The 11,744-nt window shown below is 40.6% G+C and carries 6 protein-coding genes; 5 read left to right on the top strand and 1 reads right to left on the bottom strand.

The window, feature by feature from the left end:
* Positions 1-50: 50 nt before the first annotated feature.
* Entirely contained in the window at positions 51-2,315 is a 2,265-nt protein-coding gene (locus V7K48_RS33325; protein ID WP_335079589.1) for a cytochrome-c peroxidase, read from the bottom strand.
* 282 nt (positions 2,316-2,597) lie between these two features.
* On the opposite strand from V7K48_RS33325, the gene V7K48_RS33320 reads away from it, so the two are divergent.
* The 5 genes from V7K48_RS33320 to truB all read left to right on the top strand — a co-directional run bounded on the left by V7K48_RS33320 (position 2,598) and on the right by truB (position 11,597).
* Positions 2,598-3,521, top strand: a complete 924-nt coding sequence (locus V7K48_RS33320; protein WP_335079397.1) for a DMT family transporter — start codon at positions 2,598-2,600, stop codon at positions 3,519-3,521.
* Between the two features lie 519 nt (positions 3,522-4,040).
* On the top strand, positions 4,041-5,828 hold the full coding sequence (locus V7K48_RS33315) for an alpha/beta hydrolase (RefSeq protein WP_335079395.1): 1,788 nt from the start codon (positions 4,041-4,043) through the stop codon (positions 5,826-5,828).
* Positions 5,829-6,680: 852 nt separating this feature from the next.
* A complete protein-coding gene (locus V7K48_RS33310) occupies positions 6,681-8,474 on the top strand; it encodes a DUF4214 domain-containing protein (protein WP_335079393.1) in 1,794 nt (597 codons plus the stop codon).
* A 364-nt stretch (positions 8,475-8,838) separates the two neighbouring features.
* Positions 8,839-9,654 carry an alpha/beta fold hydrolase gene (locus tag V7K48_RS33305; protein ID WP_335079391.1) on the top strand — a complete coding sequence of 272 codons (816 nt, stop codon included), beginning with the start codon at positions 8,839-8,841 and terminating at the stop codon, positions 9,652-9,654.
* Between the two features lie 1,016 nt (positions 9,655-10,670).
* Positions 10,671-11,597 carry a tRNA pseudouridine(55) synthase TruB gene (truB, locus tag V7K48_RS33300; RefSeq protein WP_335079389.1) on the top strand — a complete coding sequence of 309 codons (927 nt, stop codon included), beginning with the start codon at positions 10,671-10,673 and terminating at the stop codon, positions 11,595-11,597.
* The last annotated feature ends 147 nt before the right edge of the window (positions 11,598-11,744 follow it).

Genomic DNA, 11,744 nt, shown 5'->3' with positions numbered 1-11,744 from the left:
CCCTCTGCTTCCCCTGCTCCCACACCTGAGTTACTAACTCAAATTGCTAGTTAGTTCAGGAAATTTCCAGTGCCAGTACCACCATTCCTACCAACAGCAGGAATTTCTAGTAGGCTATCTGTAGCTTTACCAGTGCCGTCATTAGTAACAGAGGTAGAGTTACCCGGATGTCCATTCGGAACGAATAGTTGCGGGTGGTCAAAGGGCGCTTTCTCATACCGAACTCGCTCATCAGTCAGTCCCTTTAAAAAGGCGACCAATTGCTGTTTTTCTTCTGGTGAAAGATTCAGCGGTGGAAGAACTCCAAAGTCACCACCCCGATTGTAAAAATCAACCACTTGCTCTAAAGTCGCCTGACCTCCATTGTGAAAGTAGGGAGCAGTGAGTTCCACATTGCGAAGTCCAGGTGCTTTGAAGGCTCCGTCTGCAAACACAGTTTCACTAGGATTCAACGGTGGAGTGAGAATCGGGGGGTCTTCGCCCAGGAGATTCCTAAATTTCCCCTGTTGAGCCAACCGTGCCTCTGAAAGCGGATTACCTTGGCCGTTACCAGACAAACCGTCATTACCACCCAAACCGGGGTCGTCCGTAACAGGTCTGACACCAATATTGAAGAAGCCATTGTCTTCAGGGCCGTTTGGAGGGAAGGGCGCACGTTTGATTCGTCCGTTTTTAGCCACGTTGCTCACTGAAGCAGCTGTTAATTCTGATCCAATGTGACAACCAATGCACAGACCTTTGCCCTCAAATATTTGTTTACCTAGTTGCTGCTGGTTGGTTAGGGCTGTGGTGTTTCCTTCCAAGAAGCGATCAAAGGGCGTATCATTGGCAATGAGTGTAGACTCGTACAACTGAACTGCAAGCCCAAAGAATAGCGAGAAGTTATACTCCAACAGTGTGTACTCCTTGGTTTGGGAAGAGTTATCAGCCCTGTTGACAAAAGTCCGTGTACCTTGAGCATCAACTTGGATGAGTTGATTAGACTTCCACCACTCGGTCTTGAAGGCATCTTTAACCAGCTGATCGTAGGTTTTATCCTTCAGTCCGGGTTGAGGCCATCTACTGTCTGCACCTAAAACGCTGTCTTGTGGATGTACAACCTGTTTGCCTAGTGGTCTGAGGCGAGATAACTTTTGCGCCAGGACTCGAGGGAGCTTTGTACCCCTAATTGACAGAATATTTTGCAGCAGTCCGCTGAGAGATTTTGTGTCGCCAATTTGCTCGAGGTTATCACCAATCCCTGGAATGGAACTGAGTAGCGAGCCGACCTGAATATCATTTTGCAACAGTCTAGATCTTCTGTTGTCAATTCGCCCAAACTTATCACCAATTTCTTGAAAAGTGCGACCATCAGCAGACGTCTCGAAGGAATTGAGTGGTGGTCCGAGTGCCTGGGAAGCCAAAGACGAATTATTCAGGCTGACTTTGACAAATTTGAGTTGATTTGGGTTTTCTGCTTTCACCACAGAGGCGTTAGGGTCTTTTAAACCGAAGGGATTCACCCCATTAAAAATACGCTGCGCCCTTCCATCCCAGAAGTTGCGGAAGTTGAATACTGCATTAATTACGCTTGGCGTATTACGCGCCTGGACGCGGCGCACATTCGTACCTCCTACGTTAAACACAGGATCTGGCTCGGTTTTTACTTGGTCTTCTGCGCTACCAGGTTTAACATCAACAAACTTCGTATTGAAGACCCCCTGAGAGGAACTGACATCGTTACGGTCAGATACAACAGTCTTGGGATCATCGGGGTTTGACAGCTTGTGGAAGGGAAAATCTTCTTTTCGTAGCTGGTAGTTTGGCGCACCACCTACATCAAAAACTGTATCTGGATTCGCTGTACCATCAGCCTTAATCTGCAAAAGCCCAGGAGAAATCTGATTTTTGGATCTATTGTCGGCTCCAGCATGGAAGTGACAACTAGCACAGGAGGTCAATCCGTCGCTCCCAACCTGTATATCCCAAAAAAGAGTCTTTCCTAACTTGATTGCAGCTACTTTGTCTTTTACAAAGTCTCCAAGATTGTCAGGCTGTGGAACCGATACGCTTTTGAGCGAAGCTAGAGGCGGCGTAACTTGGGCTGATACAGTATTTCCAGCTATTACTGCTACCAGAATAATCGCAGCAATTGTTATAGTCCTTAAAAATCTTGATCTCAGGTAGTTAAGCTTACTATCTCTGAATCTCCACTCTTGGCGCTTTATTTTTGTCACTAAAGATTTGAACAAAAATTGACCTCTTGAAATCAGTAGTAAGTAAAATAATAAGCCAGTAGTAAAGACTACTAAACTTATTATGGGCATAATCCCCATAGTTTTTTGCAATAGAATAACACCGAAATAAATTATACATTTCCGAGCAACTTTTAAATTTAATATTCATGTAAAGTAATTACACAATTTACGAGTTTTATGTGAACAAAAAACGCCATAGAATTACAAATAAATTCAGTAAGGTAGGTAAGCTATTCTACATTTAAGTTGTATTAACTAGGCTGTTAATATACTTTTTCCACAAGAGTTTGATAAAATTTGGATATGCAAATTAGATATGTTTTAGCTTATTATCAGCCCTACGTTGAGTAGGAGATTTGAATGTCACTACATCAAAGTTCTGGTCGGTGGCGCTTAGGGCTAGCGTTATCGCTATTGACTGTCTTATTGTGGGGAATTTTACCTATTGCTCTGACAGTAACTCTGCAAGCACTTGATGTCTATACCGTAATTTGGTTTCGCTTTTTGGTATCTTTTTTCCTTATTACTATGTATTTAGGAATAAGTAGTAAATTACCTAAGCTAGAACAACTATGCTCTGCTTCTTGGAAATTATTAGCGATCGCTACACTCTTCTTAGGGATTAATTATTTTCTATTTATGCAAGGTTTAGCACTAACATCGCCTGCTAACGCTCAAGTTCTTATTCAATTATCTACCCTTTTATTAGGTTTAGGAGGGTTAGTAATTTTTAAAGAACGTTATCATCTGTATCAATGGATTGGTATAAGTGTACTGACTTGCGGTTACCTTTTATTTTTTCACGAACAATTAACGAATTTAATTACAGTACATAGTACATATATACTAGGTAGTGTTTGGATTGTGCTAGCAGCAGCAGCATGGGCTATTTCTGCTTTGGCACAAAAGCAGTTATTACAATCTTTATCTTCCCCTAGCATCATGCTGATTATTTATGGGGGCTGTGCTTTATTATTCACTCCTTTCACCAGAGTAAAATCACTTTTTATACTTGATACTTTCCATTTAGGAATGTTGCTTTTTTGTGCTTTGAATACTTTAATTGCTTACGGTGCTTTTGGCGAATCATTAGAACATTGGGAAGTATCACGAGTGAGTGCAGTATTAGCTTTAGCTCCCATTGTAACATTAATATTAATCGTAATTGTATCAGTTATTGCACCTTATTGGATACCACCAGAACACTTGACTTTCATAGCAATATTAGGAGCAGGTTTAGTAGTCATAGGCTCAGTAGCGATCGCCTTGGCAAAAGCTGATTAATATAAATAAGTTTCAGAAGTTTTACTGGGTTTTTCATTTAGTGAATTCGTGCCATCTTCAAAGCTACAACATAAATACTGAGGCAGAGGATTTTTTATTTGTTATGATTTACTAGTGAAGGCAAACTACTGGAGTCAGCCTCTTGCAAGATGGATAGTTTACCCATCTATATAACTCCGTAGTATTTAATTGTTGACCTTATAGCCAAAAAAATCCTTGAAGAAAAATTCAAAAATCAGAATTCAGGAGTCAGAATCAATTACTGGGGGATTGGGAATCACTACTTTTTGTTGACTACAAAATCCTAAGTTTTGTGGGTATTTAAACCCATTTATATACCTTGAATTAAACAAGTTATATCCGCAAGTTATACATAATTTATCCTAAATTATAACTCCTGACTCCTAAATTCTGTTTTGATAAAATTGAGGCTAATAACTTTAAGTAAACCAAGCAGGGCGCCCGAATAACTACCAAAGCCAACACCTGATAAAACCAGACTACCGAAACAGTTGAGCGATGAATAGTTTGTTTGGTAATTGGGCCAGCACCCTGAAAAGAAATTTCCTGTTGCTGGTTCTTTCAACACTGCTGCCAACATTTGGAATTAGTAATTCTGTCTTGGCAGCAGAGCGGATTTATGCATCTTATTCAGCTTTAGAGCTTTCCATTTCAGTCACGACTTTAGAAAACTACGCCAAAACAGGTGTAATTGACGAAGATTTAGCAACGTATCAGCAATATCTGCCTCTTCAACAGCTTCAAAAATTACGGCAAATTTTACTCAATCGTGTGAAAGTTAGTCCGGTAGTACTTTCGCAATTTCTCTACACACCGCAAGGAGAACTTTTGCTGCATCGGTTGGCGCAAGTGATTAAAACTCAATCTCGTCAGGCAGAACCAGAATTTCATGCTTTGCGTTCGGCGGTAATTTTAGCCTCTGCTGAATCAGGAGGCTTGACACTTTTGAATGTGTTGCGTAAATATCCCACCCACAGCATTAACCTTGATGTAGTGCAGACTTTGGAAATAGCAACAGAATTGGAGAAACTTGTTAATAAAACCCATCAGGCAATCACAGCAGTTTCCCAAAAATCTCACATAGAAGCTACTACCATCAAACAACCAAATTTATCACAATTGCCCGATTTACAGTTTCCGGGAAAGTTGAAGTTGCAAAAATACACCTTAAAATTTTTTGACTCAACGCGCAATCGGCTTTTATTAACTGATGTTTATATTCCCAATGTCCAGAATGCTGCACCTGTAATTGTGATTTCTCATGGCCTGGGTTTAGACAGCAGCAACTTTCAATATTTAGCCACTCACCTAGCTTCCTACGGATTTGCTGTCGTCGTTCCCAATCATCCTGGTAGTGATACCAAACAATTGCGTTCACTGTTGAATGGACGCGCCAGTAAAGTAGCAGAACCAAACGAATTTAAAGATCGTCCTTTGGATGTAACATATATACTGAATCAATTGGAAAAAGGTAACCAATCTGATTCACGATTTAAAGGTCGGTTAAATCTGCAAGAAGTTGGAGTATTTGGTCAATCTTTGGGAGGCTACACAGCCTTAGCTCTGGCAGGTGCTAAAATCAACTTTCAGCAGCTAAAACAAGATTGTCAACCAGCAGCACTGCAAAATACCTGGAATATGTCTTTACTGCTCCAGTGTCGGGCTTTGGAATTGAGCAACAGCAAGTCTGACAAGGATTATAACCTACAGGATCTGAGAGTGAAAGCTGTGATCGCAGTTAATCCCATTACTAGTTCTATTTTCGGCAAAGCTGGCTTAAGTCAAATTAAAACTCCAGTGATGATTGTCAGCAGTAGTGATGATACAGTTGCACCAGCTTTATCCGAGCAAATTCTACCTTTCTCCTGGTTTGCAAATTCACAAAAGTATCTTGTCATGCTTGTAGGTGGCACCCACTTTTCCACCATTGGCAACGGTAACCCTGCAAATCAGCAAGTAGCATTACCTGCGGATATGATTGGTGATGCTTCCCAAGCGCGTCGTTACATGAATGTTTTGAGTTTGCCTTTCTTCCAAACTTACGTTGCAGGAAAACCAAAATACGCCTCTTATCTCAACGCCGCCTACACCCAAAGCATTTCTAGTAAGTCTCTTGGATTGAGTCTCGTCCAGTCGCTGAGTAAAACCGAATTAGCACAAGCACTTGGTAGCGATCATTATCAAGCTCAATACTTTCAAAAAAAAGCCCCTAACTCCATACTCAACTTTGGATTTTGGATGTTGGATGTTGGCGTTGCAATGTTGCATGTGACGATTTTTATTTAATTAGGACTTACGCAAAAAACCTCTCAAACTCTTATTCCTCCGTGTCCTCTGCGGACTCTGTGGTTCGATTTTCCGTTACCTGTGCGTAAGTCCTGTTAATAATTACATCTAAAAATTCAAGTCTGTCCCTCTCTGGCTTGGAGAGGGGCAGGTTTTGCGTAGTCAAACCAGAGAGAGGTCTTTTTATTACCCTAATTAGGGGGCTGCCAGAGGCAGAGAATGCAGAATATCTACTTGATTGGTTTCATTTCATAATGCAGATAAGTAAGTAGGCGTGAATAATTAAAGTTTTATAGTAAGGGCTGAAGCCCTTACTACGAGCTAATTTAATTGGTTTTAGATTATGTAATATAATTTGATTTATTCTTGCTTATGCACTTAATTATATAAAATCAACCATGAAACTACTTAATTATATAAGAGCGCTCTCAAAACAGTTCAGTATAAGCACTGAATGATTTTATGTCTTAGTTTGAGAAACTATCGACTAGAACACCAATTCAGTAATCCTCGAAGAACCTCTTCTCTCACCCTACCCCTCTCCTACGAAGAGAGAGGAGTTTAACTCCTCCTTCCCTACAAGGGAAGGAGGCTGAGGGGTTAGGTTTTTGATTACTGAATCGATGCTCTAGTGATTAGACCTCTTGCAAAAGTCTAAAAACCTGGAATGTCATTCTGTTCGCGCAGCGTTCCTGCAGGGTACGGAACGCAGTCAAGAGAAGAATCTTACCAGATGTTTTGCTTTGCTTAATATGACAATTTAAGCATTTATGCAAGAGGTCTATTCAAAAAGCGAATCAGCTAAAACTGAAAACAGTTTTGACGTTAATTAATTAAGAGTGAAATACAACTATGACTACAGCAGACATTAATTCAATTACTCAGCTTTATGTAACCTACTTCAATCGTGCCCCTGATCTCTCTGGTCTGAATTATTGGCTAGGCCAAGCCAATCAAGGCATATCTCTTGAAACCATCGCCACTAATTTTGGTGAAACACAAGAGGCCAAAAATAAATATTCTTATTTGGCTTTTCCTAATATCTCCGATCCGACTGTATTCGTCAACTCAATCTACTTAAATGCTTTCGGTCGGAACGCAGAGCAGGCAGGATTGGACTTTTGGGTTAATCAGTTGAAGACTCAAGGATCGGGTGCAGCTTCGACCTTTATCCTCACATTAACCCAAAATGCTTTGAATGGTGACAAGACAGCTTTGCAAAATAAGGTATCGATTGCCACACACTTTACCAATGGACTGCTGAATAATAATATTATCTCACCACCTCCCCAGGCATTTACAGATTCAACAACTATCCTCAATACGATTACCTCTGACCCTGCATCAGTTACAGCAGGTAATACGGCGGTTGATACAAAGATCACTGGTTACATATCAGCAGCGACAGTCGGTACATACACTGCTCTGACAACCTCTCCTGCGGACAACCTTGTAGGTACAACGGTTAATGACACTTTTGTAGGAGGTGTTGATGCTACTACTCCTGCAAATACTATACTCCAAGTTACTGACAAGATAGATGGTGGTGCAGGCAACGATACCTTGATATACACTGGTTATGTTGCTGGTGGTGCATTTCCATCTCTCTCAAACGTTGAAAATATACAACTACTCAATGCTTCTACTCCTGTCACCGGTTCTATTGCTATTGACTTGACCGCCATTGCTGGCAAAGGTGTTCAACAAGTCACCTTGGTTACCCCTACAGGTACACCTACAAGTGTAGGCGTCACTGGACTTAGTGGTATTACCTTTGGTGTTCAAGGTGCTACTGCTGCGGCTAATACTACCCCTACTCTCACTGTTGGAACGCTCACACCTAATTTTGGTACTACTGCGACCAGTGCAACCGTGTCCATCAAGGATGCCGTATTCACTACTCTTGACATAAGTGCAAGCACCGCAGTCAATACGCTTAACATTGCCGCTGACGGTTTAGGAAAAAATAGTATTGGTACATTAACAGCAGCAGCTGCTGTGACAACCCTGAATATTAGCGGTGCTGGCACATTAACGATAGGCAACGGCACAAGCACCGGCGCGCCTGCCACTGTAACAACGATTAATGCCAGCGCAAACACAGGCGGTGTTAACATCCTTAGTCAGGCTGCTGCTGGTACTAAAACAACAATAACTGGTGGTGCTGGTAATGACACATTAACTGGTGGTGCTGATGCTGACACATTAACTGGTGGTGCTGGTACTGACATACTAACTGGTGGTCTTGGTAAAGACATACTAACTGGTGGTGCTGGTAAAGACACCTTCTCTTATGGCACATTCACTGATTCTAGTGTAGGAAATATTATAACCCCTACTGACTTTGATACTATTAGTGATTTCACTGAAGTAGATGATATCCTCAAAATAACTGGATTTACTGCTGCCAATCTCATTGCTCAAGCGGCTGTGCAGGCAGCCGTAAATGCTGCTGCTCCTGCAAACTTAGGCAATGCGCTTACCGCTGCTGCTACGCAAGTTACAGCTTCAAAGTTTGGTGTTTTCCAATACTCAGGTATTACTTATGTCTTTGGTAATGATGTTACTGCCGCTGTAGGTACTAATGATTTACTCATTGGACTCACCGGCAACCACACGCTGACTGCCACAAACTTCACCGCCTAGTTGTCTCTCTTGTTTTCATAAAGAAAGGACTGACCTGTTAGAGGATGTCTGAGAAGTATCAAATATTTGTTGATCCCCCCTAACCCCCCTTAAAAAAGGGGGAATAAGAGTCTCAAAGTCCCCCTTAAAAAAGGGGATTTAGGGAGATCTCCAAGGGTTAGGTGTATACAAAAAAACTTTTCAGACATCCTCTTATGGTTAGTCCTTTTTTTTGGCTTTCCAGTACTAATAACCTAAGTTGCAAGTTAAAAGAAAACTTGAGTCCACATACTTAAAGCATTTATCTGCCTGCTTAAACTAGAGAGTAGTTCACCTGAATTATGCATCCGATTAAAGTTTTGAACAAATAAGCAGGCAGTTAAAGATGAGTCAACAAAAGCCAATCAAAATTAAAAGAGGTTTTGTCGAGCAAGAATGGGGCCAGGTACATTACCGGACAGTAGGAAATGGTCCGACACTGGTGCTACTCCACAAAACTTACTTTTCGTCGCGTAGCTTTATCAGGTTAATGCCGCTACTAGCTGCTGATTTTCGGGTAATTGCATTAGATATTCCAGGACAAGGAGAATCTGATAATCCACCCATGCAGTGGAATATTCCACAGTATGCAGGAGCTGTATTTAACGTATTGGACACATTAGGTATTGACAAGTTTTACTTAGTGGGAAATAGTACTGGGGCAGCAATTGCTTGCGAAGCAGCAGTAATCTCTGCGTCGCAGCTCAAAAAGTTGGTACTGTTTGGAATGCCGCGTTGGAAAGATAAAGCATCACGTGCTGCTTTACGACAATCGAAGTTGTTTTATGGACCCCCAGATGTCAAAGAAGATGGCAGCCATTATACCACTAACTGGCAGCGGATTAAACAACTGTGGTCAGGCTATCCTCCTGAATGTTTTGAAATATATTTTCAGGAGGTAATGTCTCGCAAAGATCGTACTTACGAGGGAATAGAAGCAGTCTTAAGCTACGACGAAGCCAGCCGCCTACCACTGATATCAGTTCCTACTTTATTGATGTGGGCTAAGGACGATACTATGTTTACACCTTTTATTGAGGATACGGCCCAGTTAGTTTCATACGCTACCACAAAGGTTCTCAATAGCAACGCCCTGATGTACCTGCGTGACCCAGAACTTTACACTGCAACCTTGCTTGAATACTTGCAGTCTCAAGATTGAAATCAGCGGCAATTAGAGAAAATGTCTATGTATCATTTTCGTACTAAGCATTAAACGGAAAAATAAGAATCCGAGATTTTTCTTTCTTCGGATGAAACCACCCTGCTTTTTAAGGGAGACTAAGGGGGATCTTTAAGGACTGTGCAGCTTAACTGAACTGTATTGGAACCGCTATAGCAATCCTATTTGATTTGCTCTCCACCGAGAGGCTCAGATCCCCGATTTCTTCAATAAGTCAGGGATAAAGTTCTAATTTGAGGGCTGAGGCCTTCACTAAAAACTAATCTCAATATTTTTTACATTACTTAACCTACTTTGATTTATTCTTGCTTGCTTACTTAGAACGGCGTTAATAATTAAATAAAACTTCTATAAGTTTTTAACGTTTCTTTTGCTGTTATTTCCCAAGAAAATAACTTTGCTTTTTTTTACCTTTGTTAATTAATTCTTGGCTGAACTGAGAATTACTAATTATTTTTAAGATTGCTTCAGCTAGTTGGATAAAATTATTCAAGCTATATCCTATTTTTCATTAAAAATTTACTTATACCAATTCTTTGTGAAGCTACACAAAATTAACCTTGGTAAGACAAGTTGCTTTGAGCAAATTGTTCTATGCAACCTCACAGATAATCGGTATTACAACTTGCCGATAGTCAATCCACCAATTATTCTGGTAGTTAAAGCAAAATAGGTAGTATCTCCTATCAAACATTCGGTAAAATGCTCGTTTTCTTAAGTCAGGTATACAAACACAAAAAACCAAGACCAAGCGTAATTCCCAGCCTAACGATATAATCACTCTTATTAAGTTTTTTATGATATTTCTCTATTCTAAGAGTTTTATGTATTTTGACTTAATCGTAATCTTTGCGGAAAATCTTCGGCATTATCTACGTTCTTTGTGTATTATTTGATAAGGTACTGAGAGCATATCTTGAGCCTGGTTAATGCGTATAAATTAATGCTTTGTCAAGAATTAAATGCCGAATATTGATGTTCTGAGCATTAAATTGATGAGTATTTCAGAGAATCTAAAAGCTGTAACTATTGATTTTGTGTTATCTCAAGGTTTTCTCAACTTAAACAAACCATTTGACTGGACTTCCCACGACTGCGTAGCGCGGGTGCGAAAATTGTTGCGCCTTAAACGTGTGGGACACGCAGGAACTTTAGATCCAGCAGCTACTGGGGTGTTACCAATCGCCCTTGGTAAAGCCACAAGATTATTGCAATATCTGCCAGAAAACAAGGCTTACAAGGCTACTATTCGCCTGGGTGTGCGTACTACAACCGATGATTTACAAGGTGAAATCATCACTTCTCAACCTTGTGCTGGATTGAGTTTAGCAGAAGTGAAAACTGCACTGGTACAATTTGAAGGCAAGATTGAGCAAATACCACCTAGTTACAGTGCAATCCAAGTGGATGGTAAACGTCTCTACGACTTAGCACGCCAAGGGAAAACGGTGGAAGTTCCAGTGCGAACAGTGGAAGTTTTTCAGATAGAAATTTTGGACTGGAGAGAAGGAGATTTTCCTGAATTGGATGTGGCGATCGCCTGTGGTGGTGGTACATATATTAGAGCGATCGCTCGTGACTTAGGTGCAATCTTAAAAACTGGTGGCACCCTTGCAGCTTTGATCCGTACCCAAAGTAGTGGTTTCAATTTAACAGATAGTCTCACTTTGACAGACTTAGAAACTAAATTGCAAGCCGAGATATTTCAACCTTCTGTACCTGATGCAGCCTTACAACATTTGTCGTCTGTAACTTTACCAGCAACGTCTGCTCAAAAATGGTGTCAAGGTCAGCGAATTCCTCTAACTTTCGATGTTTCTAAAATAGTACGAGTTTATGATCAAGAGACTCGCTTTTTAGGTATTGGGCAATTACAAGACGAAGTGTTGATTCCCCAAATGGTTTATGAACCGATTTCTTAAAACTATAGTAAATTGAAGGTTTGAATTTAAATATATATTTTGGCTACAATGTGTAAAATTCTCACCATTAATAAATTAGATGGTCTAAACCATTTAAAATCCCTAAAAAGCCTATTCCATAATACTTTTGAATGAGTGAATGAGTGA

The sequence above is a fragment of the Nostoc sp. genome, from assembly GCF_036919615.1.
GTDB lineage: Bacteria > Cyanobacteriota > Cyanobacteriia > Cyanobacteriales > Nostocaceae > Nostoc.
This window is presented reverse-complemented; position numbering and strand designations above follow the sequence as displayed.

What these genes read in the sequence shown, in the direction of transcription:
- V7K48_RS33325 (WP_335079589.1), bottom strand. Translation starts at nt 2,315, where the DNA reads ATGGGGATTATGCCCATAATAAGTTTAGTAGTCTTTACTACTGGCTTA.
- V7K48_RS33320 (WP_335079397.1), top strand. Translation starts at nt 2,598, where the DNA reads ATGTCACTACATCAAAGTTCTGGTCGGTGGCGCTTAGGGCTAGCGTTA.
- V7K48_RS33310 (WP_335079393.1), top strand. Translation starts at nt 6,681, where the DNA reads ATGACTACAGCAGACATTAATTCAATTACTCAGCTTTATGTAACCTAC.
- V7K48_RS33315 (WP_335079395.1), top strand. Translation starts at nt 4,041, where the DNA reads ATGAATAGTTTGTTTGGTAATTGGGCCAGCACCCTGAAAAGAAATTTC.
- V7K48_RS33305 (WP_335079391.1), top strand. Translation starts at nt 8,839, where the DNA reads ATGAGTCAACAAAAGCCAATCAAAATTAAAAGAGGTTTTGTCGAGCAA.
- truB (WP_335079389.1), top strand. Translation starts at nt 10,671, where the DNA reads ATGAGTATTTCAGAGAATCTAAAAGCTGTAACTATTGATTTTGTGTTA.